Origin of the sequence: Halomonas chromatireducens (assembly GCF_001545155.1) — a bacterium.
Classification (GTDB): Bacteria; Pseudomonadota; Gammaproteobacteria; order Pseudomonadales; family Halomonadaceae; genus Halomonas; species Halomonas chromatireducens.
The window spans coordinates 1,012,417-1,038,674 of record NZ_CP014226.1 but is presented as its reverse complement, the minus strand read 5'-3'; the positions used below and the strand labels follow the sequence as shown (position 1 = coordinate 1,038,674).

Here is a 26,258-nt window from a genome sequence, read left to right as displayed (position 1 = left end):
GCTGGATTCCGGTGTGATGACGGCATGGCGTTATTGGTATCTTGGGGTTGCGGGGGATTCAGGCTTGGCTTGCCGCCACTGACGCAGCAGCCAGGCGAAGGCCATGCCCAACAGCAGCAGCCATACGCCGGCACCGGCCAGCAGCCACAGGCTATCGGCCAGGCGCAGTATCACCCCACCCAGGCTGACGCCCACCGACTGGCCCAGGAACAGGCAGCCGGCGAACACCGCCATGGCGGTGCCGCGGGCGGCGGGTGCCATCTGGGTGGCGTTGATCTGCAGGGTGCTATGCATCATGTAGAAGCCCAGCCCGGCGGCAAAGGCCGCGGCCGCGGCCGCTATCGGCTGCTGGGCCAGCGCCAGCCCGACGAAGCCCACCCCCATCAGCACACCGCCCCCGGCGGCCAGGCCCGGCTCGCCCAGGCGCCTGACCAGCGGCCTGGCCAGGGCGGCGAAGATCAGCCCCCCCACCCCGAACAGCGCCACCATCAGCCCGGCACGGGTCAGCGAGACGCCGAGACGCTCGTAGAGGTGACTGGCGACGAAGGCCAGGGCGCCGAAGGCGGCAATCCCCTCGAGAAACACCAGCACCAGGATGCGACGGGCCCGGGCAATCAACAGGATCTCGCGCAGCCGCGACACGAAGGCGACCCCACCCTGTTCCGACCTGGGTGGGGAGAGGCCGGGGCGGCGATGGAGCATCGTCAGCAGCAGCCCCCCGGCCAGCAGGAAGAGGGTCGTCAGGAGATAGAAGGCGGCCTGCCAGCCCAGCGTGTCGGCGAGAAAACCGCCCGCCACCTGGCCGGTGATCAGTCCCATTACCGCGCCGGAGAGCATATGCGCCAGGGTCACCTGGCGGCTCTCATAGGGCACGTTGTCACCCACCCAGGCCATGGAGAGCGGAATGATGGCGGCGGCGGTGGCGCCGGTCAGGGTGCGAAACAGCAGCAGCGTCGACAGCGATCCGGAAAGCGCCGAGCCCAGTGCACCCAGTGCGCAGGCCACCGTGGCCAGGCCGATGACCCGAAGGGTGCCGTGACGGTCGCCCAGAGGGCCGTAGGCAAGCTGCATGACGCCATAGGCGATGGCGAAGAAGGTGATGTTCTGCGCCACGTCGGCCACCGGGCGCTCGAAGGCGTACGACAGTGCCGGCAACATGGCATCGGTGACCCGCATCGACGCCATGCTGGCGAAGCCGGCCAGGGCCAGCAGCAGGATGACGAGACGGGAAGGCGGGGAGGTGTTGCTCAATGCTTCAACTCCTGTGTCTGCTGCAATGCCATGGCCCGTTCGGCGGGCCGTACCAACCCCAGGAAACTGGCGACAGCGAGCAGTCCACCCAGCGCTACCACGATCGCCATGGTCAGCGAGGTGCCGTCATGCAGCTGGGCCACTGCGCCGCCGACCACGGCAGCAATGGTCATCTGTAGAAAACCGAAGAGTGAAGAGGCCGCGCCGGCGCAGTGTGGATTGGGCGCCAGTGCCCCCGACATGGTCTGTGGCATCAGAACGCCGACGCCGACCATGAACAGCACATGGGGGCCGACCACGGCCCAGGCGGCGAACACCCCTGACAGCGCCAGCGCTGCCATCAGGCACCCTCCCGCAGCGCAGACCAGCGTGGCCAGGCCGACCAGGCGCTCGCGTCCCAGACGATGGCTATAGCGGCCGCTGAGCAGGGTCCCGACGAAAAAGCCAGCGACGATCAAACTGAAGAACAGTCCATACTGGAACGGGGAGACGCCGAGGAACTCGATCAACACGAAGGACGAACCCGAGAGGTAGGCGAACAGGCCCGAGAAAGCCGCCGCGTTGGTCAGGGTATAGCCCATGAAGGTGCGTTGGCCGAGCAGCCTGCGAAAGTTGGCCAGGATGGCTTGCGGGTGGATCGACTGACGTCGTTCCGGTGGCAGTGTTTCAGGCAGCGCCAGGATCAGCAGTGGCAGCATTGCCGCGGCATAGAACGCCAGCAGCACGAAGATCGACTGCCAGCCGAAGAACACCAGCAGCCCGGCACCGACAATCGGAGCCAGCGCCGGGGCCAGCGACATGGTGCTGGCCATGTAGGAGAGGATACGCCCGGCCTCGATGGGCCCGTAGATGTCGCGCACCGCGGCGCGGCCCAGCACCGGCCCGGTGGCGCCGCCCAGGGCCTGCAGGAAGCGCCCTGCCAGCAGCCATTCGATGCTGGGGGCGAAGGCGCACAGCAGGCTCGCCACCAGGAACAGACTGAAGCCGAAGATCATTACCGGCTTGCGCCCGAAACGGTCGGAGAAAGGGCCGCAGAACAGCTGGGCGGCGGCGAAGCCGGCCATGTACAGGCTCAGAGTCAGCTGCACCTGGTCGGGGCCGGTATCGAGCGCCGCGGCCATGGCAGGCATGGCGGGCAGGTACATGTCGGTTGCCAGCGGGCCCAGCGCGGTCAGGGCCGCCAGGGTCACCACCGTGGCGGGGGACGTCAGCCTCAGCACATTGACCTCTTCTCGAAGGGCGCCTCGGGAGGCGAACAACGACCAGCGGGCGCCACCCTTCCCGGCTCGGCCTGAGCGGGATAGAGCGGCGCCCGTGTGTCGTTAGCCTGCTTATTGTAGCCGAAACGATCCGCGATTGCTTAGCCGGCGTCCGGCTGCTCTTCCGGGGAGGCCTGGTGGAAAGCATCGAGTGCGCGGCAGTTGGCGACGATGCGCTGGATCCGCGGGTAGGCGGAGAGGTCGCACTCGAAGCGCTCGGCGTTGAACACCTGGGGCACCAGGCAGACATCGGCGAGCGTCGGGGTGTCGCCGTGGCAGAAGTCGCCGCTGCCCGCCTCCCGGGAGAGCATCGCCTCCAGGGCGTCGAAGCCGCCGGTCACCCAGTGGCGGTACCAGGCCAGCTTGGCCTCGTCGTCCAATTTCAGTTCGTTGACCAGGTACTTGAGCACCCGCAGGTTGTTGAGCGGGTGGATCTCGCAGGCCACCAGTTGGGCCAGTGCCCGCACACGGGCCCGCTCAGCCGGCTCGAGCGGGAGCAGCGCGGGGCTGGGGTGGAGCTCGTCCAGGTACTCGCAGATCGCCAGCGACTGGGTCAGGGTGGTGCCGTCGTCGGTAACCAGCGCCGGCACCAGCCCCTGGGGGTTATGGGCGCGGAAGGTCTCGCTGCGCTGTTCGCCCTTCACCAGGTTGACCGGGACCTGCTCAAAGGCCAGGCCCTTGAGGTTGAGGACGATGCGCACCCGGTAGGCTGCCGACGAGCGAAAATAGCCGTATAGCGTGGTCATGGTTGCCTCTCCCTGCCATTTACTTGGGCTGGTACTTGACCACCTGCTGGTCGATGGCGCCGAAGATGCTCTTGCCCTCGCGGTCGAACATCTCGATGCGCACCCGGTCGCCGAAGCGCATGAAGGAGGTCTTGGCCTGGCCGTGCAGGATCTGCTCCACCATGCGTACCTCGGCCAGGCAGCTGTAGCCCACGCCACCATCGGCGATCGGCTTTCCGGGGCCGCCATCGGGGTCGGGGTTGGAGACGGTGCCGGAGCCCACCACCGCGCCGGCGCCCAGGTAGCGGGTCTTGGCCGCGTGAGCAACCAGCTGCGGGAAGCTGAAGATCATGTCGGGGCCGGCTTCCGGTTCGCCGAACTTTTCGCCGTTGAAGTGTACGGTGAGCGGCAGGTGCACCTTGCCGTCCTGCCAGGCGTCGCCGAGTTCGTCAGGGGTCACCGCGATGGGCGAGAAGCTCGAGGCCGGCTTGGCCTGGAAGAAGCCGAAGCCCTTGGCCAGCTCGCCGGGGATCAGGCCGCGCAGGCTGACGTCGTTGACCAGCATGACCAGCTTGATGTGTCCGGCGGCCTGCTCGGGGGTCACCGCCATGGGCACGTCGTCGGTGATCACCGCGATCTCGCCCTCGAAGTCGATGCCGTGCTCCTCGCTGACCGCCTCGATGTCCTCTGTCGGGGCCAGGAAGCGGTCGCCGCCGCCCTGGTACATCAGCGGGTCGGTCCAGAAGGTCTCGGGCATCTCGGCATTGCGCGCCTGGCGTACCAGCTTGACGTGGTTGAGGTAGGCGGAGCCGTCGGCCCAGTGGTAGCTGCGCGGCAGCGGCGAGTGCAGCTTGCTTTGGTCGAGGTCAAAAGCGCCCTCGGCCTGGCCGTCGTTGAGCTGGACATAGCGTTGCTCCAGCTTGGGAGCGAGGCTGTCCCAGCTCTCCACCGCCTGCTGCAGGGTGGCGCCAATGTCGCTGGCACGCACGGCGCGGGTCAGGTCGCGGGAGACCACGATCAGTTCGCCGTCGCGGCCGTTCTTCAAAGTAGCGAGTTTCATCGTCGTTGGGTCCTTTCGTCAGAGGCGAGGCCCTGTGGGCCTCGTCCGTTCATTCGTCTTGTTGCTCAGGGCGCTTTTATCGCGCTCGGGGCTGTCTATATCCGCTCAAGGCTGTTCCGGATCGAAGTGCGAACGCAGGGTCGACCAGACATCGACGTAGTCGCGCTGACGAATCTCGGCATCCAGTGCCGCCTCGGTCGGATGGTAGACGTAGCGGCTCTCGAACATGAAGGCCAGGGTATCGCCCTGATGCTGGGGTGCAAGCTCGGCGTTCGATGCCTTCTCGAAGGTATCGGCGTCGGGGCCGTGGGGCGACATGCAGTTGTGCAGGCTGGCGCCGCCGGGCAGGAAGCCCTCGGCCTTGGCGTCGTACTCGCCGTGGATCAGGCCCATGAACTCGCTCATCAGGTTGCGATGGAAGTAGGGCGGGCGGAAGGTGTTCTCGGCCACCATCCAGCGCGGCGGGAAGATCACGAAGTCCAGGTTGGCCATTCCCGGGGTGTCGGAGGCCGAGGTCAGCACGGTGAAGATCGACGGGTCCGGGTGGTCGAAGCTCACCGTGTTGATGGTGTTGAAGTGGGCCAGGTCGTACTTGTAGGGCGCGTAGTTGCCGTGCCAGGCCACCACGTCCAGCGGCGAGTGGTCGAGCTGGGTCACCCAGAAACGACCGGAGAACTTGGCCACCAGCTCGTACTCGCCTTCGAGATCTTCGTAGCTCGCCACGGGGCTCTGGAAGTCGCGGGGGTTGGCCAGGCCGTTGGCGCCGATGGGGCCGAGGCCGGGCAGTTCCAGCGGGCTGCCGTAGTTCTCGCAGATGTAGCCGCGGGCGGCGTCTGAGCCTTCCGCCAGGCGCACCTGGAACTTGATGCCGCGGGGAATCACCGCGATCTCGCCGCCCTTGACCTGAAGCTCGCCCAGCTCGGTGCGCAGGCGCAGGGTGCCCAGCTGCGGAACGATCAGCAGCTCGCCGTCGGCGTTGTAGAAGAAGCGCTCGGTCATATCCCGGTTGAAGGCGTAGACGTGCACGCCGCAGCCGGCCTGGGTGCCGGCATCGCCGTTGACTGCGATGCTCAACAGGCCGTCGACAAAATCGGTGGGCTCGGCGGGCACGGGCAACGGGTCCCAGCGCATCTGATTGGGATCGGCGGCGGGCTTGGCCAGCGGTGCCGTGGCCACGCCTTCTACGGCGAGCGGACGATAGGCGCTCTGTACCACCGAGGGACGGATGCGATAGAGCCAGCTGCGCAGGTTCTGGTGACGCGGGGCGGTGAAGGCCGAGCCGGTGTACTGCTCGGCGTAGAGCCCATAGGCACAGCGCTGGGGCGAGTTCTGGCCGATTGGCAGGGCGCCGGGCAGCGCCTCGGTGGAGAAATGGTTGCGAAAGCCGCTCTGGTACTCAAGCGTCTCGGTCGTCATGGGGAGTATCCTCGTCATCCGTGCTGTTCTTGTTGCCGGGCTTCGGTCTCGGTGGCTCTGGGCTCGGCGGCCTGGGTGGCGATCTCCAGTGCCTCTTCGAGCACCTGCTGGTCGCCGATATGGTTGGCCAGCAGCAGGATCAGCCGGGCGTTGATGCGTTCGCTCTGCGCCTCGTCGCGTTCACGGTGCGCCTCGGTCAGCGCGGCGTAGAAGGCGTCCGGGTCGGTGAAGTTGGGGTTGAGTTCAAGCCGTGGCATGGCGGCCTCCCTGATGGTCGGGGCGATCTTCGGAAACGGCGGCAAGGTTGGCGCCCAGGGCGCGGTCCATCGCGGCACCCACCGCCCTGGCCGAGACCTCGGGCCAGCGGGCGGTCACGTGCTGGTCGGGCCGCAGCAGGTAGCCGGCGCCGGCCGTGAGGCCATAGCGCTCCCCGATCAGGTTCTCGGCGTCCTCGACCGTCACGCTGCGGGGCAGCTCGGAGAGGGCGTGAGGCGTGGGTCCGACGATGACCAGGTCGAGGTCGTCGCGCTCATCCAGCAGCGACTGCAGTTCGGCCTGCAGGCTCTCGGCCCGGGCGCTGTTGACGCGACCATCGAGCAGCAGCACGAAGCGGTTGCCCAGCTGGTTGAGCAGCCAGGCGCTCTGCCCGGCGAGTCGGATCGGCGCATCCTTGGCCGGGCTGCCGGGGCGCAGCTCAAGCGGGAAACCTTCGCCGCCGGTGTCGTTGAGCGGCGAACCGTCGTAGCGGCAGGGCACCGACAGCCGGCCGCTGTTCACCAGGCTGCGGGCGAAGGGGTAGTGCTCGGCCAGTTCCAGGGTGGTGTCGCGGAACACGCGGCTGATGCGGCTCTTGGGCGTGATGAAGTCGGTGGCGCGGGTCGAGTTGAGGATGTTCTCGGCGGCACCGTGCTGGCGCTCGTCGTTGTAGGTCTCAAGCAGCGCCTCGGGGGCCCGGCCCCTGAGTACCCGGGCCAGTTTCCAGGCCAGGTTCTCGGTGCTCTGCAGCGCACCGTTGGCGCCACGGGCGCCGAAGGGCGAGACCTGGTGGGCGGCATCGCCCATGAAGAACACCCGGTTGTGAATATAGTCGTCCATCTTGCGGCAGCGGAAGGTGTAGACGCTGGCCCATTCCAGTTCGAACTCCACGTCCTCGCCGAGCATCGCCTGCACGCGGGGGCGGATGTTCTCCTCCTTCTTCTCCTCTTCCGGGTCGGCGTCCCAGCCCAGCTGGAAGTCGATGCGCCAGACGTTGTCCGGCTGCTTGTGCAGCAGCACCGACTGGTTGGGGTGGAAGGGCGGGTCGAACCAGAACCAGCGCTCGGTGGGGAAGTCCGCCTTCATGATCACGTCGGCGATCAGGAAGTGGTCCTGGAAGATCTGGCCGCGGCTCTCCAGGCCCAGCATGTCGCGGATCTTGCTGTTGGCACCGTCGGCCACCAGCAGGTAGTCGCAGGAGAGGCGGTAGTCGCCGTCCTCGGTGCTGACCACGATTTCGCTGCGCTCGGGTCGGCTGTCTACCTCGATGACCTTGTGCTTCCAGCGCAGTTCGATGAGGTCGGAGAGTTCGTCTGCCCGGTCGACCAGGTACTCTTCGAAGTAGTACTGCTGCAGGTTGATGAAGGCCGGCATGCGGTGGCCCTCCTCCGGCAGCAGGTTGAAGTCGTATACCTCGCGTTCCTGGAAGAACACGCGGCCATGCTGCCAGGTCACGCCCTTGTCGATCATCGGCTGGCCGCAGCCCAGGCGATCGAGGATCTCCAGGGTACGCTTGGCGAAGCAGATCGCCCGGGAGCCGACGCTGACGGTATTGTTGTCGTCCAGCACGACGCTGGCGATGCCCTGCTGGGCCAGGTCGATGGCCATGGCCAGGCCGGTGGGGCCGGCGCCCACGATCACTACCGGGCAGTGGCGTACGTCATCGCGGTCGAGTTCCGGTGGGCGTCGATACGGGTAGACGGGATTCTTGTAGGTGGTTGGCATGGCTCCTCCGACCGCGACTGTTTCCGGCGGCAGGCCTGTGCGAGGGCGTGGTGGACCCCTCCCTGGGCGCTACCGATTCCTTCCCTGGAATCGGGCCCTCGTCAGGCCTGTCGCCGGCGACGCGCATCTTGAACGTTGGGAAAGCAGAGCGTTACTGGTTCTCGACCACTTCCTGCAGCGAGTGCCACATGGCGGTATCGCGCTCGGCGGTCCAGATCCGCGGATCCGGATACTCGCCGCCCGCCTCGTCATAGCAGCGGGTGATGTCGAAGGGCACGCAGTGATCGAAGATCACCCAGTGGCCGTACTTCGGCTTGAGCAGGGCGTAGGTCTCGGCATAGCACTCGGAGAGCGTCTTGCCGGCGGCTTTGCCCGCCTTGACGCTTTCATACATGTCATTGAGGAAGTCGCGGGTACCCTGGATGGCTTCCTGGCACTGCTCGGGGGTCTGCAGCGCCTCACCGCGGCCCGGCACCAGCTTCTGCGGGGCCATTGCCTGAAGGCGGTCGAGGGTGGCCGGCCAGTATTCGTGATAAGCGTCGCCGGTGTAGGGCGTGGCGCCATATTCGACCAGGTCGCCGGAGAACATCACCTTCTCCTCGGGCAGCCAGACGATGGTATCGCCCTTGGTGTGGCCGCGGCCCAGATGAATGATGCGCACCTCGCGCTTGCCCATGTACACCGTCAGTTCCTCCTGGAAGACGATATTCGGCCAGGTCAGGCCGGGCACGGAGTCCACCCCCTTGAACAGGCGCGGGAAGCGGCCGACCTCGGATTCATAGTCCTGCTGGCCGCGCTCGACGATCAGGTCGTAGGTATGCTGGCTGGCGTAGATGTTCTCGGCGTCGTAGGCGGAGGCGCCCAGCACTCGCACGGCGTGGTAGTGGGTCAGAACCACGTGCTTGATCGGCAGGTCCGTGATTTCGCGGATCCGGCGGATCACGTCCTGGGCCATGATCGGAGTGGCCTGGGTATCGATCACCATCACGCTGTCGTCGCCGATGATGACACCACTATTGGGGTCGCCCTCGGCGGTATAGGCGTAAAGGCCTTCGGCCAGCTTGGTAAAGCTGATCTGCTTCTCTTCAGTATCGGCGTGCGAGGCGAATTTCTTGCTCATGGTTCCTCTCCAGTGTCTCGTCGGGGGCGCCTGATCAGGGGATAGATGACAGCAGCTCTCGACCCGATCGGCGTGTCAGGTTGAACCGAGCATAGTTGCTTTTGAAACTATATGTCCAGTTGTCCTGAAATTGGTTTCAGACACTGTCGCCGTGAAAATGGGAAAAACTTGCCTAAGATCATGGATTTCTTTAGTTTTTAATACCTAAGTCTAATACGAATTTTCGCCAAACTAGTTGCAGGGGAGAGTAACTGCGGTCATGGTGACAGCGGAGAATACGAAGACTGAAAGCTCTTGGCCGATGGCTTCCAGAGCCCAGTCGACAAGACCGTAATTCGGCGCATGTCGCCCCGTGACGACGTAGGAGCACAACATGAACAAGACAACTCGCCTGATTGCCGGCGCCCTGGCGACGCTCGGCCTGGGTCTCGGTACCCCGGCTCTGGCCCAGACAACTATTACCGTGAGTACCTGGGGTGGCCCCAACCATGGTGTCAACACCATCGTCTGGCCGTCCTGGAAAGCATGGATCGAAGAGGCCACCGAAGGTCGCGTGACCGTTGAAGTCGTGCATGACATGGGGCCCCCGGCGGCACAGATGGAGATCGTTGCCGACGGCATCGCCGATGCCAGCTGGATTTTCCACGCCCACATGGCAGGACGTTTCCTGGCCACGCAGCTGCCGGAATTCCCCACCTTCGAGGAGTTCTCCTCCGAGGACGCCGCTGCTGCCTACTGGCACACTCATCAGGAGCACCTGGCCCAGGCCAATGAGCACCGCGGGATCGACGTGATGGCCATGGGCGTGCATGGCCCCGGTCAGATCTTCACCCGTGACCAGGTCGACGACCTGGACGGCCTGGCCGGCAAGCGCCTGCGTGTCGGCGGCGGTGTAATGAGCGGCCTGGCCGATGCCATGGGCGTGACCGGCGTGGCACTTCCGCCCACCGGCGTCTACGAAGCGGCCTCCCAGGGCGTGGTCGACGGCGCCATGCTGACCCTGGAAAGCCTGCGCAGCTTCCGGGTCGCCGAAGTGGCCCCCCATGCCCTGACCGTGGACGGCGGCTTCTATCGCGGCAGCTTCGCCATCATCATGAACCCGATGATCTGGAACCAGATATCCGACGAGGATCGCGAGGCGATCGAGTCGGTTTCCGGCGAACACCTGTCGCGCCTGTTCGGCTACATGATGGATGTCTCCGACGAAAGCGGCGTCGAGTTCGCCAATGAGCGTGGCCAGACCTTTACCCAGGTGCCCGAGGAGGATATCGAGCGGCTGCGTGGCGTGACCGAGGAGCTGATCGCCGCATGGGCCGCCGATGTGGAAGATCGCGGTGTCGACGCCGATGCCGCGCTTGAGCACTTCCGTGAGCAGCTTGCCCTGGCCGCCGAGAGCGAAGGCATCGCCGACCGCGTGGTACGCCAGTAACGTTCCGGCTAGCGGAGACTTTTCATGCCGACCCTGTCGACATTCTGGTTACGGGCCGGCCGTATCATGCAGCTGGGGCTGGAGGGGGTGGCGGGAGCCACCCTCTTCGCCATGATGCTGCTGACCACGGCGGACGTGATCGGTCGCTATTTCTTCAATTCGCCGATTCTCGGCACCGTCGAACTGACCCAGCTGATGCTGGCGGCCGTGGTGTTCCTGTCGCTGCCGGTGGTGTGCTGGCGCCAGGAGCACGTCAGCGTCGACCTGCTCGATGCCATCTTTCCCGCACGGCTGGTGTGGGTGCGTGAGGTGATCGTCAACCTGATCGTCACCGGCGCGCTGTGGGTCATGGCTCGCCGGGTCTGGGCGCTGGGCGAGCGTGCCATGGAATGGGGAGACGTCACCGAGTTCCTGCGTATCCCCAACGGTTACCTGATCTATCTGATTTCCATCATGCTGGCAGCGTCGGCGCTGCTGACGCTGCTGCGAGCCGTGCTCTACTTCCTCGAGGGTATCAAGGTACTCGAGCGTGGCGGCCCGCTCAGTCCTGAGAAAGGCAAGGGAGGCGATACATGATTGAAGCACTCTACGGGTTCGCCGCCCTGCTGCTGCTGGCGTTCCTGCGCGTGCCGCTGGCCTTTGCCATGGGCATCGTCGGCTTCGGAGGCTTCTACTACCTGACCGGCAACTGGAACGCCGCCGAGGCCATGGCCGCGCGCCGGGTGGTGGACACCGCCATGGACTATGGCCTGTCGGTGATCCCGCTGTTCATCCTGATGGGCAACTTCGTCTCCCACGCCGGGCTTTCGGATGCCCTGTTCCGTGCCTCCAACGGTTTTCTGGGTCACCGCAAGGGTGGCCAGGCGATGGCCACCATCGTTGCCTGCGGCGGCTTCAGCGCCATCTGCGGCTCGAGTCTCGCCACCTGCGCCACCATGGGGCGCGTGGCCATGCCCCAGATGCGCAAGTATGGCTACAAGGACTCGCTGGCCGCAGCCTCCATTGCCGCCGGCGGCACCCTGGGGATCCTGATTCCGCCCAGCGTGATGCTGGTGATCTACGGTATCCTCACCGAGACCAGTATCCGCGAGCTGTTCGCTGCCGGCTTCATTCCCGGCGTGCTGGGGATATTTCTCTACCTGGGGGCGGTGAAATGGGTCATGTGGCGCGACCCGGACGCGGGCCCTGCCGGCGAGAGGGTGCCCTGGCCCGAGCGCATGAAGGCACTCAAGAGCGTGGGCAGTACCCTGGCGCTGTTCGTGCTGGTGATCGGTGGCATCTACCTGGGCGTGTTCACCCCCACCGAGGCGGCCGGCATCGGTGCCATGGGCGCCTTCCTCATCGCCCTGGCGCGGCGAGCGCTGACGCCCCAGGTACTGATGAACGTGCTGATGGACACCGTGCGCACCACTGCCATGTTGTTCGCCGTGATTCTTACCGCCCTCATCTTTGCCAACTTCATCAACCGGGCGGGCCTGCCCAGCGATCTGCTGGCCTTTGTCAATGCGCTGGATATCGCGCCCTTCATGGTGATCCTGGTGATACTCGCCATCTATATCCTGCTGGGCTGCGTGTTCGAGAGCATGTCGATGCTGCTGCTCACCGTGCCGGTCTTCTTCCCGGTGGTGGCGGGCCTGGGTTACGACCTGGTGTGGTTCGGCATCCTGGTGGTGATCGTGATCGAGATCAGCCTGATCACGCCGCCAGTGGGGATGAACGTCTTCGTGCTGCGGGCGGTGCTGCCGGATGTCTCCACGGGAACGATCTTCCGCGGCGTGACGCCGTTCTGGGTGGCCGGCATGGTTCGTGCGTTGCTGGTGCTGCTGTTCCCGGCTATTGTGCTGTTCCTGCCGCAACTGCTCTATTGATTTCGCTATTGATGTCAGACCGGGCGTGGGATGAGGAGAGCCGCGATGAACATGGAAGACACCCAAGCCGATAGCGCCAGGGATGGTGCCGTCGGTACTGAAGGGCCGTCGACAAAGCCTGAGCTGGATCTCAACCAGTTCCTGCCCTATCGACTCAATAGCCTGGCCGACCGCATCAGCCAGGCGTTGGCCGAGCTCTATGCGGAGCGCTACCAGCTCAATATCGCCCAGTGGCGTGTATTGGCCTGGCTCAGCCACTGCGACGAGCTGACGGCGAAGAAGGTATGCGCCTACACCAACATGGACAAGGCCCGCGTCTCTCGGGCCATCCAGGCCCTGGAGGACCGGGGACTGATCAGCCGCACGCCGTCGCCCCGGGATCAGCGGCTGCACGACCTGCATCTCACCCCGGCGGGCCAGGCACTGCTGACCGAGCTGATTCCCGCGGCCCAGGCCTGGGAAGCCGAACTGGTCGCGACCCTCACCGCGGGCGAGTATCGCGACCTGCTCAACGTGATGCGCAAGCTGGAACGGCAGCTGGAGCGGATTGGCTAAAAGGGCTGGTCGTGTCGGTTATGGCGTGGCACAGGAGGGAGCCGCGTTTTCCAGCGGCATCACCGGCCGCAGGTAGAATTGTCCGCCCATGTTGCAGCGCGTGCGCCCCTCGCCGCTGAAGTCGACGAAGCAGTCCTGTTGGGAGTGCCCGCCGGCACTTGCCTGGTTCCAGAACCAGCCAGCCGGCGTGTCCGGGAAGGCGTCGAGGTCGATAGCCATGGGCGCCTGTCCCTGACGCTCTTCCGGAGGCTGCATCAGTCCACGCAGCTCATGGAAGCGGGGCAAGCGCCAAGGGCAGTTTGGGCTTGCCAGCGCCTGGATTCGTGACTGTGCCTCACTCCAGCTGAAGCGCTCGGCTTCGCCCAGGCATCGCCCGTCCTGGTATTGTTGACCCAGGCTGCAGCGCATCCAGGCGAGTTGCTGGCGCTTGTCGATGACCACGCCATGAGGTTCGCTTTCATCGCTGGACGCGCTGCTGCCCCAGGCGACACCGCACGCTGCCAGAAGCACTCCCGCAACCATCACCCGAGTGAGCAGGCTCATGCCTCTACCGTCATCTCGGAAGGAACGCGCCCGCCAAGACGGGCAGTGATTTCCGCGGCGGTTTCACGCACCAGCTCGCCGAGCTCCACCAGGCGAGATTCGGGAATGCGCGCCACCGGGCCGGAAACCGAGATCGCCGCCAGCGGTGTGCCATGCTCGTTGTGTACGCAGGCCGCCACGCAGTGCAGGCCGATGGCGTGCTCCTCGCGGTCGCAGGCGTAGCCCTGCTGGCGGATCTCGGCCAGGCCGGCCCGCAGGGAGTCGGGCGTGTGCAGGGTGTTCTCGGTCACCCGGGACAGGCCCCGCTCGGCCAGCACGCGTTCGAACTCGTCATCGGGGAGCCAGGCCATGAGCGCCTTGCCGACTCCCGAGGCATGCAGAGGCGCCCGGGAGCCGAGGCGGGTGATCATGCGCATCATCTGTGGCCATTCGCTCTGGGCCAGGAATACCGCCGTGGCACCATCGCGGATGCCCAGGTTGGCGGTTTCGCCGGTCTGGGCGGTCAGGCGGCGCAGGAAGGGCCGGCTGGTGGCTACGAAGTCCCGGGCCTCCAGGAAGCTGTTGCCGATCCGGAAGGTCTTGACGTCGATCTTCCACACGCCGAGCTCGTTGTCCTGGGTGATGAAGCCCTGGCTCTGCAGGGCCTGGAGCAGCCGATGGGTGGTGGAGGGCGCCAGGTCGACCATCTCGGCCAGCTCGGACAAGGCGAGGCCCCCCGGGGTTGCCGCCAGCCGCTCGAGCAGGTTGAGCCCGCGCACCAGCGATTGGCTATGGCCACTGGTACTCTTGCCGGGACCTGGCGGCCGTCCCGCCGTTCTGCGTTTGACTTCACTCACCTGCATGGTCTCCAAATTCTCGGTGGGCCTTGTGTTGGCACACGTAGCAGCCAGGGTCAGGCCTTCTTGTCGAAATGAAAGCAGCTCTCAGGATACCCGCTCCGTTTCACCTTGTCGCGGCGACGGAAAAGCCTTCCATTCTCTCTTTCCCACGTCTTTTCAGCGATGCCGCCAGATCGGCGGGCGTTTCTCGATGAAGGCATCGATGCCCTCGGCCACATCTTCGGCCATCATGTTGCAGGCCATGGTGTCGCCGGCGAAGGCGTAGGCCTCATCCAGCGGCATCTGCAGCTGGCGCTGGAACATGGCCTTGCCGGTGCGCACCGCCACGGCACTCTTGGCGCAGATGCTGTCGGTCAGTCCACCGAGAACCTCATCCAGCGCGCCCTCCTCGGCGACCCGGTTGATCAAGCCCCAGTCCAGGGCCTGGTCGGCGTCGATGAAGTCGCCAGTGAAGAGCATCTCCTGGGCGCGCTTGCGACCGACGCTGCGCGAGAGCGCCACTGCCGGGGTGGCGCAGAAAAGCCCCACGTTGATACCCGATACGGCAAAGCGGGCCGAGCGGACCGCCACGGCCAGATCGCAGCTGGCCACCAGTTGGCAGCCGGCGGCGGTAGCGATGCCCTGGACCCGGGCGATCACCGGCACCGGCAGGCTGACGATGCGCTGCATGACCTCACCACAATGCGCGAATAGCGATCGGTAGTAGGCTTCGTCGGGGTTGGCGCGCATCTGCTTGAGATCGTGACCGGCACAGAAGGCCTTGCCGGTGGCGGCGATGACTACGCAGCGCACCGTGTCATCCTCGGCCAGACTGGAGAGTTCATTATCCAGTGCTGCCAGCATCTCCTCGGAAAGCGCATTGAACTGGCGCGGACGATTCATCGTCAGGGTGGCGACCCCGCCCTCGTCGCGGCGGATCAGCGGCATGTCGTCATCAGTCGTCTGCATTGATATATCCTAGAGTGGGCCCGCCACCAGCCTAGCCCGTCACGACCGTCTTTCGTCATGCCTGCGACCAAAGACGGTGCCGCCAGGAGACCATCATGATCGAACCGAACTCCCGCCATCCGGACGCTACCTCACTGCATAAAGGGCTGCCCGAGACCGGCAACCGTCTGCTGGCCGATGTGAGCCTGCCCGCTGCCGTCATTCATGAGGCGGCACTGGCCCACAACCTGGCCTGGATGCAGCGTTTCTGCGAGGCCCACGGGGCGCGGCTGGCTCCCCATGGCAAGACCACCATGACACCGGCGCTTTTTCATCGGCAGCTGCAAGCGGGAGCCTGGGGTATCACCCTGGCAACGGCCGCGCAGTGTCGAGCAGCCTTTGCCCACGGTGTCCGGCGTTTACTGATGGCCAACCAGCTCGTCGGTGAGGCCAACATGGCCATTGTTGCCGGATTGATCGAAGCCGGTGCCGACTTCTACTGCGTGGTCGACAGTGCCGAGAACGTTCGTCAACTGGGGCGCTATTTCGCGGCCCGTGGCCTGTGCCTGCAGGTGCTGATCGAGCTGGGTGTCGACGGGGCTCGCTGTGGCTGTCGTGGTCAGAACGAGGTGATGGCACTGGGCGAACTGGTGGAGAGCGAGCAGGCCCTGGTGCTGTCGGGATTGGAGGGCTTTGAGGGCGTGGTCCATGGCGACGACCAGGAGTCCCAGGTGCGCGGGTATGCCTGGCAGCTGGTAGAAGCCGCCCAGGCCCTGGACCACGATGGGCTGATTGAGAATCCCCATCCCTTGATCACGGCATCCGGGTCGGTCTGGTATGACCTGGTAGCCGAGGTCTTTCTGGAGGCTGGGCTAGGCAGCCACTTTGTCCCGGTCCTTCGCCCCGGCTGCTATGTGGTACACGACCACGGCATCTATCGCTCGGCCCAGCATGCGGTGCTGGGGCGGAGACCCGGTATCGATCAGGGCCTCCGGCCGGCACTGGAAGTCTATGCCCAGGTGGTGTCGCTACCCGAACCTGGCTTGGCCATTCTCGGTCTTGGCAAGCGTGATATCGGCCATGACCAGATGCCCGAGCCGCTGCGCCGCCATCGAGAGGGTGGCAGCATCGGTGACATTCGCTCGGTGGCGGGGTGGCGTATCACCAAATTGATGGACCAGCATGCCTTTGTCACATTGCCCCATGACGAGCGGGATGAGCCGCGCCATGATCCGGTCAGGGTCGGTGACATTGTCGCCCTGGGGATTTCACACCCCTGTCTGACTTTCGACAAGTGGCGTCGGCTATGCCGGGTGGACGAGCGCCTCGAGGTTATCGAAGTGATGGAAACCTGCTTCTAGGAGCCTGCCGCCTCACGCAGGGCCTTGAGCCGCGCCAGTCGGTCGCCGAACAGATAGGCGCCCAGGGCCAGCAGGATGATCAGTGCGCCCAGCAGCATGGTGGGCGAGGGCTGCTCCTGGTTCAGCGCCATGCCCAGGCCGAGCGCCAGGATCGGCGTGATCAGTGTCACCAGCGCCACGGTGGCAGCTGGCAGCCGCGAGAGAATCAGGAAGTAGCAGAGAAACCCCAGCAGCGAGCCGAACAGGGCGAGATAGAGGACCGACCACAGGCCGCGGGTGGTGAGCGGCACCGCAAGGGGCTCGCCGCTGGCAAGCCACAGCACGAAGAAGCACGGCAGGCTGAGCGCCAGGGCGCCGAGGGTCTGCTCTAGGGGACCTAGCCCGGCGGCAACGCGTTGAACGGCGATGCCGCTGCCGCTGAACAGCGTTACTGCCACCAGCATCAGTGCCAGCGCCAGGAACTGGTCCTGCCCCAGCGCCAGGCTATCGGCGAAGACCACCGCCAGGCCCACCACGCCCAGGGCGCAGCCCAGCCAGTGCCAGCGCTTCAGCTTGGTGGCCCCCGGCAGCACCTGCAGGATGAGTCCGGAAATCAGTGGCGCCATGCCGAACATCACCGACATCAGCCCCGACGGCAGCGTCATGGAGGCGTGATAGCTCAACGCCATGGCCCCGAATACCCCGGGGACGGCGGCGGCATAGCTGGTCATGGCCCGGCGGTCCAGCCGCAGCCGCTCACGGCGCAGGAACAGTACCACCGCCAGCCCCGCCAGCAGGGCGATCAGCATGCGCAGCAGTACGCTGCCGACCGGCGCGCCCGCTTCGGCGCTCCATTTGATGGTCAGTGGCGTGGTGGCCCACACCAGCACCACGATCAGGTAAGCGACTCCGGTCGGCATGCAATCATCCTTGCTGCTGCCCATGGGCAGGATATTATTCGGATAGTAACCATTAGCACAAAAAACACCGCTGCGTCATACGACGCAGCGGTGTTGTCGGTCTGGAGCCTGTCGGACTTAACGCTGAGCTGCTGCCTGGGCTTGCGGCGCTAGCCGGCCTCAATCCTGAAAGTTGGTCTCGGAGTAGAGCACCCGTACCTTGAGCGTGTGCTCGACCTGGCGCAGGGCTTCCAGTGCCTGGGGGCCATAGGCCTTGTCCACGTCGATGACCACGTAGCCGACCTTCTCGTTGGTCTGCAGGTACTGGCCGGAGATGTTGATATTGCTCTCGGAGAGGACGCGGTTGATCTCGGAGAGCACGCCCGGCACGTTTTCGTGGATATGCAGCACGCGATGCTTGTCCGGGTGCGCCGGCAGGGCCACCTCGGGGAAGTTGACCGAGGTGACGGTGGTGCCGTTGTCGGAGTAAGTGATCAGCTTCTCGGAGACCTCGATGCCGATGTTCTCCTGGGCTTCCAGCGTGGAGCCGCCCACGTGCGGCGTGAGAATCACGTTGTCCAGGCCACGCAGGGGGCTGACGAACTCCTCGTCGTTACCCTTGGGTTCCACCGGGAAGACGTCGATGGCGGCGCCGTAGAGCCGGCCCTCCTTCAGTGCCTCGGCCAGATCCTCGATCACTACCACGCTGCCGCGGGAAGCGTTGATCAGGATGCCACTGCGCTTCATCAGCGCCAGCTGCTCCCTGGCGATCATCCACTTGGTGGAGGGCAGTTCCGGCACGTGCAGGCTGACCACGTCGGCACGGGCCAGCAGCTCTTCCAGGCTGGCCACCTGGTTGGCGTTACCCATGCCGAGCTTGGTCACCACATCGTAGAAGATGACGTTGAAGCCCAGCGATTCCGCCAGCACCGAGAGCTGGGCACCGATATTGCCGTAGCCGACGATACCCAGGGTCTTGCCGCGGGCCTCATGGGAATTCTTGGCGCTCTTCAGCCAGCCGCCCTGATGGGCATGGGCGTTCTTCTGGGGAATGCCGCGAAGCAGCATGATCGCCTCGGCCAGCACCAGCTCCGCCACTGAACGCGTGTTGGAGTAGGGCGCATTGAACACCGGGATACCACGGATCAGCGCCGAGGTCAGGTCGACCTGATTGGTGCCGATGCAGAAACAGCCCACGGCCGCGAGCTTCTCGGCCGCCTCGAACACACGCGAGTTGAGCTGGGTGCGCGAGCGAATGCCGATGAAATGAACGTCCCGTACCTTCTCGACCAGCGTCGCCTCGTCCAGCGAGGTCGCCACGTGTTCGATGTTGGTGTAACCGGCGTTCAGGAAATTGTCCACCGCGCTCTGGTGGACGCCCTCGAGCAGCAGGATTTTGATCTTGCTCTTGTCCAGGGACGTTTTGGCCATGGTCGAATCAACCCCTTCTTCGGTGCGAGCCGCATGCGGTGACGGGACAGCCGTGCCGCGACAGTAGTGAGCCTGAAGGCCTGCCGAACAGCGAGGAAAGGGCATTGGCAGGCTTGAAACAGGGCGCTTATGGTAGCACAGCCGCTTCGGGTGAAGATGAAAATGCTGCGCCGCGAAGATGAGCGCGCTGCAGGTTGTTGCGGGCGGCAGACGAACACCGGGGGAGAGCGTGTATACTGTGGCCCCTATAGATAGCGGTGATGGGCTGGGACTTTCCATGGCAGAGCGAGACAAGCAACCGTCGTCAGAGACGATGGCGAGCGATGAGGCCGGTGCCGACTTCGCCACCACCGTCGAGCGACTGGAACAGTTGGTGGAGCGGCTGGAGTCCGGCGAGCTGTCGCTGGAGGGCTCGCTTGCTGCCTTCGAGCAGGGAGTGCGCCTGACCCGCGACGCCCAGCGTCGCCTCGACGAGGCCGAACTGCGGGTGCGAACCCTGGTCGAGGGCCCGGAAGGCGGCGTCGACTTCGACAGTTTCAGTGCGCCATCCGAGGAGGAGGCCGATAGTGAACGCTGACCCCTTCGCGGTGCGTCTGGCCGCCGATCGTGCCCGGGTGGACGCCTTCCTGGCGCGCGCCTTCGATGCGCGCCAGACCGCCGCCCCTCGCCTGGATGAGGCCATGCGGCATGGGCTGCTGGTGGGCGGCAAGCGGCTGCGTCCGGTGCTGGTCTACCTGGCCGGCCGTGCGCTGGGTGCCGCCGACGCTGACCTGGATCCCTCGGCCGCTGCGGTGGAGCTGGTTCACGCTTACTCGCTGGTACATGACGACCTGCCCGCCATGGACGACGATGACTTGCGCCGCGGCCAGCCCACGGTACATCGCGCCTATGACGAGGCCACGGCGATATTGGCCGGCGATGCCCTGCAGACCCTTGCCTTCGAGGTGCTGGCCAGTGCCGCCCATCCGCGGCTGCCCGCACTGATGCTGACACTCGCCCGGGCCGCCGGCCGCGACGGCATGGTTGGCGGACAGGCGCTGGACCTGGCGGCCGTTGGCGGCCACCCTGACGTCGAGGCCCTTGCCACCATGCATGCCCACAAGACCGGTGCGCTGATTCGTGCCGCGGTACGCATGGGAGCGCTGACGGCGGTGGTCGAGAGCGACCCTCGGGTAGCGGCACTGGAACATTACGCCCAAGCCCTTGGCCTGGCTTTCCAGATACACGACGACGTCCTCGACGTGACCGGTGATACCCGTACGCTGGGCAAGGCCTCCGGCGCCGATGCAGCCCGCGACAAGCCCACCTACCCGGCGCTGCTGGGGCTGGATGGCGCTCGCACCCGGGCCTTGGAGCTGACCGAGGAGGCCCTGGCAGCCCTGGCGCCGCTGGGCGAGGCGAATGCACCGCTGGCCGAGCTGGCCCGCTACATGATCGAACGAGACCACTGAGGAGGCGTTGAAAGCGGTGATTCAGCGATTCCCTGACAGACAGAAGCCTACATGAAGCTCTACGACGAAATTCCCGGCGAGCGCCCGGTGACACCGCTGCTCGACACGCTGGATTCCCCGGCGGCGCTACGGGCGATGAACGCCGGCCAGCTGGCGCAGCTGGCCGATGAGCTACGTGCCTACCTGCTCTACAGCGTCGGGGTGTCCGGTGGCCATTTTGGCGCCGGGCTGGGCGTAGTGGAACTCACCGTGGCGCTGCATCACGCCCTGGAGACGCCCCACGATCGGCTGGTGTGGGACGTGGGCCATCAGGCCTACCCGCACAAGATCTTGACGGGTCGGCGGGAGGCGATGACCAGCATACGACAGTATGGTGGCCTGGCCGCCTTCCCGCGCCGTGCGGAGTCGAAGTACGACACCTTCGGCGTTGGTCATTCCAGCACCTCGATCTCGGCGGCGCTGGGCATGGCCCTGGCAGCGCGCACTCGCGGCGAGACGCGGCGCGTCTGTGCGGTGATCGGCGACGGCGCCCTGACCGCGGGCATGGCCTTCGAGGCACTGGCCCATGCCGGGCACGTGGACGCCAACATGCTCGTGGTGCTCAATGACAACGAGATGTCGATCTCCGAGAATGTCGGCGGCATCGCCAGCTACCTGGCGAGCATTCTCTCGAGCAAGCCCTACCTGGCCATCCGCGAAGAGAGCAAGCGGGTGTTGTCGCATCTGCCGGGTGCGCTGGAGCTGGCGCGGCGCACCGAAGAGCACATGAAGGGCATGGTCAGCCCGGCCACGCTGTTCGAGGAGATGGGTTTCAACTATATCGGCCCCCTCGACGGCCACGACCTGCCCACCCTGGTCCAGACCCTGCGCAACATCCGTGACCTGGAGGGTCCCCAGTTTCTCCACGTCAAGACCCGCAAGGGTCGCGGCTTCCTGCCCGGCGAGGCGGACCCCATTGGCTACCACGCCATCACAAAGCTGGAAAAGAGCGAGCTGGAGAAGAGCGGTGGCGTGGCGAGCAAGCCCGCTGCACCGGCCAAGAAAAAATCGCCCAAGTACTGCAACGTCTTCGGCAACTGGATGTGCGACATGGCGGCCAGCGATTCACGGTTGATCGGCATCACTCCCGCGATGCGCGAAGGCTCCGACCTGATCCGCTTCTCGAAGGAATACCCCGAGCGCTACTACGACGTGGCTATTGCCGAGCAGCATGCGGTGACGCTTGCCGCCGGCATGGCCTGCGAGGGCATGAAACCGGTGGTGGCGATCTACTCCACCTTCCTGCAGCGGGGCTACGACCAGCTGATCCACGATGTGGCGGTGCAGGGGCTCGATGTCACCTTCGCCATCGACCGGGCCGGCCTGGTCGGCGAGGACGGCCCCACCCATCACGGCAGCATGGATCTCTCCTACCTGCGCTGCGTGCCCGGCCTGGTGGTACTGGCGCCCGCCGACGAGGCCGAGTGCCGCGCCATGCTCAGCGCCGCCTACCACTACCCCGGCCCCGCCGCGGTGCGCTACCCCCGCGGCAGCGGCCCCGGCGTGGCGATCCCGGCGAACCTGGTGCCGCTGGAGATCGGCAAGGCGGAGCATCGGCGCGAGGCCGGCAGCGACGGCAGTCGTATCGCACTGCTGGCCTTCGGCAGTCTCAACGGCCCCGCCGCTGCGGTGGCCGAAGCGCTGAACGCCACCCATATCAACATGCGCTCCATCAAGCCGCTGGACCGGGAGGCCATCCTGGCCGCCGCCGACGAGCACGACCTGCTGGTAACCCTGGAAGAGAACGTCGTGGCAGGCGGTGCCGGCAGCGCCGTCAACGAACTGCTTGCCGCCGAGGGGGTGCAGGTGGAACTCCTCAACCTCGGCCTTCCCGACGCCTTCGTCGAACACGGCAAGCCCGCTGAACTGCTTGCCGAATGCAGACTGGACGCGCCGGGTATCGAAGCGGCGATTCGCGCGCGTCTCGGCTAATCGAACCAACCATAGTGCATACCAAGCCGGCCTTATTGGCCGGTTTTTATTGAATTAACGTTGAATAATGATGGTTAAGCAGTGAGCAATAAAAGCTCGCAAATGGTGCATGGCTATGTAAGGTTAGGTAATCAATGCTCTTGACTGCCTTGCTTGCCCATGCCTGAAGGCACGAAGACACCTGCAATTGGTTGCATCGATGATTGAGGGAGGTAGCTTTAGCTCGCGACTGGCGGAGGTGCCATGGTTAGATGGATAAAAATCGGTATCGGCAGTTGCAGGCGTGTGCAGCGAAGGGCAGGAAACGACCCAAAGCGGACTAAGGCGTTGAGATGCCTATGCCATCCTTGGAGTCGCTACGTTCACGGCGAGTGTGAATATTTACCGCTTAGCTTTTACGGGGACATGTGTTGATAAGTAAAGTCAAGATTTATGGCTACCGCGTTTACGACCAGTTCATATTGGAGCCTAACCAGAGTCTAAATTTAATAGTCGGCGCAAACGAGGCCGGAAAATCGACGCTCATGGAAGCGATAACGCTGGCTCTGACAGGACGTGTAAATGGTCGTTATGCCTCGGAAGAACTCAATCCATACTGGTTTAACACGACCATGGTTAACGACTTTGTTTGCAAGCTGCAAAGTGGGATGAACCCCTCACTACCAGAAATACGAATTGAGTTGTTCTTCGACGATCGTGCAGAGCTGCAGCAGTTATGCGGGGCAATCAATACTGATGTGCCAACCACCGCTTGCCCTGGTGTTGCCATTAGGGTATATCCAAATCCAGATTATTCTTCAGAAATTGATGAGTGGAAGAAAAGTCCGTCGAATCTTCTGCCAGTAGAATACTACGCTCTGGATTGGCGGTCTTTTGCCGACGAAAAGATTACGCGCCGTCCAAAGCTTCTATCAACGGCAGTGATTGATTCACGCACTATACGGTCGTTATCTGGCGTTGATTATCACTTGCGCCAAATTCTTGGCGATCATCTAGAGCCAGCGGAGCGAGCAGAGATATCGCTAGCCTTTAGGCAAATGAAAGCTTCAATGTCAGAAACCTCGCTGAGTGGCATCAACGATCGTTTAGGTGGGCTCCATGCCGCCCTTCATGACCGGCCAATGGCATTGGCTATGGATCAAAGCGCTCGAACTTCGTGGGAGAGCTCAGTCATCCCTCATGTCGATAATGTGCCGTTTTCTATGTCGGGACAAGGTCAACAAGCAGCTATCAAGATATCGCTGGCAATGAGTCGTCATTCAGGGGTGACAAACTTTGTGATGGTTGAGGAGCCCGAGAATCACCTTACACATACTAGCCTTACGACCCTGATTTCGCGTATACGCTCTTTGGCGAGCGATGAACAGCAACTTTTCGTGACAACCCATAGCTCTTTCGTTCTCAACCGCTTGGGACTCGATGCTCTCTTGCTTGTGGAGAACAGCCTGCAAAGCAGAATTCCCGATTTAGATCCAGAGACTGTTTCGTACTTCCAGAAACTTCCAGGTTACGACACCCTTCGTATGATACTGGCCAAAAAAGTTGTGCTAGTGGAAGGGCCCTCGGATGAAATAATTTTCGAACGTATTTTTAGTGATTTGCACGGGAAACAACCGATGGAGTGTGGAATTGATGTGCTTAGTATGCGCGGCTTGTCGCTGAGGCGCTGCCTAGAGTTATGTGCATCACTAGACAAAAAGGTAGCTGCACTACGAGATAATGACGGGGCCTCTCCAGCAGAGTTGCGTCAGGGTGTTAAGGTATGGTTGAAGGAAAGTAGGCGCGAAATATTTATTGGCGAAGTTGATCACGGTGAAACACTTGAGCCTCAGCTGATTCACCAGAATGGTGAGGCTTCGCTGAGAAAAATTCTTGGAATTAGAGCGGATGCAGACCTTGCGACCTGGATGAAGCGAGAAAAGACGGAGGGTGCAATCAGAATTGCAAGTACAGCGCAGGTCGTTCAGCCACCGGACTATATGGTGCATGCAGCTCGTTTTATCTATGACTAATTATCTAACGCTTGCGGTTGCCGGATCGCGAAAGACACAAGGCGTGGTCGAACACTGTGCATCGCTTTCTAGCGATCGACGCGTATTGGTTTTGACGTATACGCAAACTAATCAGGCAGAGTTGCGTAGTCGACTCGCGCAGCATGCCGGCGGCCACCTTGGAGTGGAGGTGTTGGGATGGTTTACTTTTCTTTTGCGACATTTTGCTCGTCCGTTCTTGCCATTTAAATTCCCTTCCGAGAGAGTACTTGGCTTTAATTTCGATGGCCGCCCCCACAGAATGGCAAAGGGCAAGAGTCGCTTTATCGATTCGAAAGGTGCTATCTATGGTTGCGAATTGGGTCGCTTATCTCATGAGCTAGTTTCGGCTAGTGCGGGAAAACTAGTGCAGCGACTGGAATGTCTCTACGATGAAATTCTAATAGATGAAGTGCAGGACCTCAGTGCTTATGACTGGGAAATCATTGACGTTCTGCTCTCTTCATCAGTTGATATGCGGATGGTTGGCGATATTCGCCAATCTGTGCTCGCGACGAATCCTCGTAGCAGAATGAACAAGAAATATGCTTACGCCGAAGCGATAAAATGGTTTCGCGAGCGTGAGGGAGAAGGGCTGTTAGAGATCGAAGAGAACGCAATTACTTGGCGTTGCCATCCTAACATTGCTACATTTTCCGACACAATTTTCGACCCAAGCTGGTCGTTTCCGGCAACTGAGTCAAGAAATGAAAAGGTGACAGGACATGATGGCGTGTTCCTCATCGAAAGCAAGCATATCGATGAATATATCGACAATTTCAAACCGCAATGTCTGCGTAGTACGGCAAATTCCGGTAAAGCCTATAGTCTCGACTATTTGAATTTCAAGCTCGCAAAGGGGACGACTCATGAGCGCGTTTTAATAGTGCCGACGAGTGATATCGCCAAGTTTTTGCGTACGGGCGCCTACTTGCCTCCCACGCCTGCAGCTAGTTTCTACGTCGCTGTGACACGGGCGGCACAAAGCGTGGCGATTGTCATGGACAATCCAGGTGGGTCTACTCTTCCCTATTGGCAACCTTAGCGTAAAGGCCTGCTTTTAAAGCCCGCTATTGGCCGATAGACGAAGTATAGGCTAAGCTGTTATGGAGCCTAAGTGCCTGATGCCTTATATTTTAATGCCGAGGCAGTGCTGAGAAGAATTGCACATGATGTTGCTCTTTTCTTTGAGTATATTAGAAGGTTGTAGTTGGTTTTTTCAGATTTTAGTATTTAAAATGTAAAATAATTCGTAGGCAGCATTACGTTAGGCAAAAATTGCTACTGGAGAGGCCAGATGTCATTGCTACCAAACTCGTCCAGCACCGAAATAAAAGCGCCGCGCTCGATAGAAGCATACATGGCCGCTTATGAAGCACTTCGGCCTGTCTCGGAGCTTGATGCGCGCGCCACCTTAACTCTAATAACGTCGCTTGCTCTCATCGGACTCAGCTTAGCAAGCCAGAAGCCGGATAGTGTCCAGGTTTTGGGGTTCAATCTTCAAACTGAACATTGGTTACTACTGGCTTTTCCGCTAGCTGCCGTAGTATTTTATGCAACTACGCAGCTGATGATTGCGTGGTTGATCGAGAAACATTACAAGCGCTATATGCTTCATGGCCCAATTAACTCTATGAGAGAGGAGCTTCGTTTAATTCATCTCCAGTATCTTGATAAGCTTGCGAATTTTCAAGATGAATCTGAGCGGATGTCGGAGAAAAGAAGGGATATCTGGGCCTGGTATAAATCAAAAATTCGAGTTCTAAATGATAAGGAAAAGGAGCTTTTTGATAGTAATTCTGCCGAGGAGTATGATGATAGGAGAGAGTCTCTTTCTAAGGCGAGAAAAAAAATTGAGACGCAGCTAAAGTTGAGGATGGATAAAGCGGGTGTTACCGAATTTGACTATGAGGTTAAGGATTACCTTGAACGTCGATTTGACAAGGGGGTTCCAAGCATGGAGGAGGTTCTTGCCAGTAAGGTCTTGGAGCATATAAGGAGAATATTCTGGCTTCAAAGAATCCGAGTTGCTCTTGGATTTTATCTGCCGCTGGCAATTGCATTTTTTTCGATAGTGACTCTGGCTGTTGCTGCAGTTTTTCCTTCCTGGCTTTCACGCACTTCCCTAACTTTATGACGGTCTATGTTACACAGATTTCTGCCG

The 26,258-nt window shown here is 62.7% G+C and carries 24 protein-coding genes; 11 read left to right on the top strand and 13 right to left on the bottom strand.

The genetic code is table 11. The annotated features are described in order from the left end of the window. Positions 1-30: 30 nt before the first annotated feature. The 8 genes from LOKO_RS04840 to LOKO_RS04805 all read right to left on the bottom strand — a co-directional run bounded on the left by LOKO_RS04840 (position 31) and on the right by LOKO_RS04805 (position 8,811). Positions 31-1,251 carry an MFS transporter gene (locus tag LOKO_RS04840; RefSeq protein ID WP_066445810.1) on the bottom strand — a complete coding sequence of 407 codons (1,221 nt, stop codon included), beginning with the start codon at positions 1,249-1,251 and terminating at the stop codon, positions 31-33. Continuing rightward, on the bottom strand, positions 1,248-2,471 hold the full coding sequence (locus tag LOKO_RS04835) for a multidrug effflux MFS transporter (protein WP_066452222.1): 1,224 nt from the start codon (positions 2,469-2,471) through the stop codon (positions 1,248-1,250). Before LOKO_RS04835 ends, LOKO_RS04840 begins: the two co-directional genes overlap by 4 nt. A gap of 140 nt (positions 2,472-2,611) precedes the next feature. After that, positions 2,612-3,256: a maleylacetoacetate isomerase gene (maiA, locus tag LOKO_RS04830; RefSeq protein ID WP_066445808.1), complete on the bottom strand. Its 645-nt coding sequence runs from the start codon at positions 3,254-3,256 to the stop codon at positions 2,612-2,614. Positions 3,257-3,275: 19 nt separating this feature from the next. Continuing rightward, complete coding sequence (locus tag LOKO_RS04825) at positions 3,276-4,295, bottom strand: fumarylacetoacetate hydrolase family protein (protein ID WP_066445806.1); 1,020 nt, start codon at positions 4,293-4,295, stop codon at positions 3,276-3,278. Positions 4,296-4,400: 105 nt separating this feature from the next. Next, positions 4,401-5,711 carry a homogentisate 1,2-dioxygenase gene (hmgA, locus tag LOKO_RS04820; RefSeq protein WP_066445804.1) on the bottom strand — a complete coding sequence of 437 codons (1,311 nt, stop codon included), beginning with the start codon at positions 5,709-5,711 and terminating at the stop codon, positions 4,401-4,403. Between the two features lie 14 nt (positions 5,712-5,725). After that, on the bottom strand, positions 5,726-5,968 hold the full coding sequence (locus LOKO_RS04815; RefSeq protein ID WP_066445801.1) for a DUF2783 domain-containing protein: 243 nt from the start codon (positions 5,966-5,968) through the stop codon (positions 5,726-5,728). After that, positions 5,955-7,691 (bottom strand): FAD-dependent oxidoreductase, encoded by a 1,737-nt coding sequence (locus LOKO_RS04810; RefSeq protein ID WP_066445799.1) that lies wholly within the window; start codon positions 7,689-7,691, stop codon positions 5,955-5,957. The genes LOKO_RS04815 and LOKO_RS04810 overlap by 14 nt, the downstream gene beginning before the upstream one ends. Before the next feature lie 151 nt (positions 7,692-7,842). Beyond that, positions 7,843-8,811, bottom strand: a complete 969-nt coding sequence (locus LOKO_RS04805; RefSeq protein ID WP_066445797.1) for an MBL fold metallo-hydrolase — start codon at positions 8,809-8,811, stop codon at positions 7,843-7,845. A gap of 373 nt (positions 8,812-9,184) precedes the next feature. Here LOKO_RS04805 and LOKO_RS04800 point away from each other — a divergent pair, with 373 nt between their 5' ends. The 4 genes from LOKO_RS04800 to LOKO_RS04785 are packed head-to-tail and all read left to right on the top strand — an operon-like array spanning position 9,185 to position 12,663. Next, positions 9,185-10,240, top strand: a complete 1,056-nt coding sequence (locus LOKO_RS04800) for a TRAP transporter substrate-binding protein (RefSeq protein ID WP_066445795.1) — start codon at positions 9,185-9,187, stop codon at positions 10,238-10,240. Between the two features lie 24 nt (positions 10,241-10,264). Then, on the top strand, positions 10,265-10,816 hold the full coding sequence (locus LOKO_RS04795) for a TRAP transporter small permease (protein ID WP_066445788.1): 552 nt from the start codon (positions 10,265-10,267) through the stop codon (positions 10,814-10,816). Next, positions 10,813-12,108 (top strand): TRAP transporter large permease, encoded by a 1,296-nt coding sequence (locus tag LOKO_RS04790; protein ID WP_066445786.1) that lies wholly within the window; start codon positions 10,813-10,815, stop codon positions 12,106-12,108. Before LOKO_RS04795 ends, LOKO_RS04790 begins: the two co-directional genes overlap by 4 nt. 51 nt (positions 12,109-12,159) lie before the next feature. Beyond that, on the top strand, positions 12,160-12,663 hold the full coding sequence (locus LOKO_RS04785) for a MarR family winged helix-turn-helix transcriptional regulator (protein ID WP_410505413.1): 504 nt from the start codon (positions 12,160-12,162) through the stop codon (positions 12,661-12,663). Positions 12,664-12,681: 18 nt separating this feature from the next. On the opposite strand, the gene LOKO_RS04780 is transcribed toward LOKO_RS04785, so the two are convergent. The 3 genes from LOKO_RS04780 to LOKO_RS04770 form a co-directional block, all read right to left on the bottom strand. Next, positions 12,682-13,206 (bottom strand): Lcl C-terminal domain-containing protein, encoded by a 525-nt coding sequence (locus tag LOKO_RS04780; protein ID WP_066445773.1) that lies wholly within the window; start codon positions 13,204-13,206, stop codon positions 12,682-12,684. Further along, complete coding sequence (locus LOKO_RS04775; RefSeq protein ID WP_066452221.1) at positions 13,203-14,042, bottom strand: IclR family transcriptional regulator; 840 nt, start codon at positions 14,040-14,042, stop codon at positions 13,203-13,205. The genes LOKO_RS04780 and LOKO_RS04775 overlap by 4 nt, the downstream gene beginning before the upstream one ends. Before the next feature lie 159 nt (positions 14,043-14,201). Then, the gene (locus LOKO_RS04770; RefSeq protein ID WP_066445770.1) at positions 14,202-14,993 is read right to left on the bottom strand and encodes an enoyl-CoA hydratase; all 792 of its coding nucleotides are present in this window, start codon (positions 14,991-14,993) and stop codon (positions 14,202-14,204) included. 95 nt (positions 14,994-15,088) lie between these two features. On the opposite strand from LOKO_RS04770, the gene LOKO_RS04765 reads away from it, so the two are divergent. Next, entirely contained in the window at positions 15,089-16,333 is a 1,245-nt protein-coding gene (locus LOKO_RS04765) for an amino acid deaminase (RefSeq protein ID WP_066445769.1), read from the top strand. Here the strand turns inward: LOKO_RS04765 and LOKO_RS04760 are convergent. Together LOKO_RS04760 and serA are read right to left on the bottom strand one after the other, a co-directional pair. Then, the gene (locus tag LOKO_RS04760; protein ID WP_066445767.1) at positions 16,330-17,232 is read right to left on the bottom strand and encodes a DMT family transporter; all 903 of its coding nucleotides are present in this window, start codon (positions 17,230-17,232) and stop codon (positions 16,330-16,332) included. The two genes, LOKO_RS04765 and LOKO_RS04760, sit on opposite strands and share 4 nt — an antisense overlap. Positions 17,233-17,391: 159 nt before the next feature. After that, the gene (gene serA, locus LOKO_RS04755; protein ID WP_066445763.1) at positions 17,392-18,642 is read right to left on the bottom strand and encodes a phosphoglycerate dehydrogenase; all 1,251 of its coding nucleotides are present in this window, start codon (positions 18,640-18,642) and stop codon (positions 17,392-17,394) included. Between the two features lie 277 nt (positions 18,643-18,919). Here serA and LOKO_RS04750 point away from each other — a divergent pair, with 277 nt between their 5' ends. The 6 genes from LOKO_RS04750 to LOKO_RS04725 all read left to right on the top strand — a co-directional run bounded on the left by LOKO_RS04750 (position 18,920) and on the right by LOKO_RS04725 (position 26,231). Further along, positions 18,920-19,219 (top strand): exodeoxyribonuclease VII small subunit, encoded by a 300-nt coding sequence (locus LOKO_RS04750; RefSeq protein ID WP_066445761.1) that lies wholly within the window; start codon positions 18,920-18,922, stop codon positions 19,217-19,219. Beyond that, entirely contained in the window at positions 19,206-20,093 is an 888-nt protein-coding gene (locus LOKO_RS04745; protein WP_066452220.1) for a farnesyl diphosphate synthase, read from the top strand. The genes LOKO_RS04750 and LOKO_RS04745 overlap by 14 nt, the downstream gene beginning before the upstream one ends. Before the next feature lie 51 nt (positions 20,094-20,144). After that, positions 20,145-22,064, top strand: a complete 1,920-nt coding sequence (gene dxs, locus LOKO_RS04740) for a 1-deoxy-D-xylulose-5-phosphate synthase (RefSeq protein ID WP_066445758.1) — start codon at positions 20,145-20,147, stop codon at positions 22,062-22,064. 407 nt (positions 22,065-22,471) lie between these two features. Further along, a complete protein-coding gene (locus LOKO_RS04735) occupies positions 22,472-24,076 on the top strand; it encodes an ATP-dependent nuclease (protein WP_417935378.1) in 1,605 nt (534 codons plus the stop codon). After that, the gene (locus LOKO_RS04730) at positions 24,051-25,139 is read left to right on the top strand and encodes a UvrD-helicase domain-containing protein (RefSeq protein WP_201025357.1); all 1,089 of its coding nucleotides are present in this window, start codon (positions 24,051-24,053) and stop codon (positions 25,137-25,139) included. The genes LOKO_RS04735 and LOKO_RS04730 overlap by 26 nt, the downstream gene beginning before the upstream one ends. A gap of 252 nt (positions 25,140-25,391) precedes the next feature. Continuing rightward, positions 25,392-26,231: a hypothetical protein gene (locus LOKO_RS04725; protein ID WP_066445751.1), complete on the top strand. Its 840-nt coding sequence runs from the start codon at positions 25,392-25,394 to the stop codon at positions 26,229-26,231. Positions 26,232-26,258 lie beyond the last annotated feature (27 nt).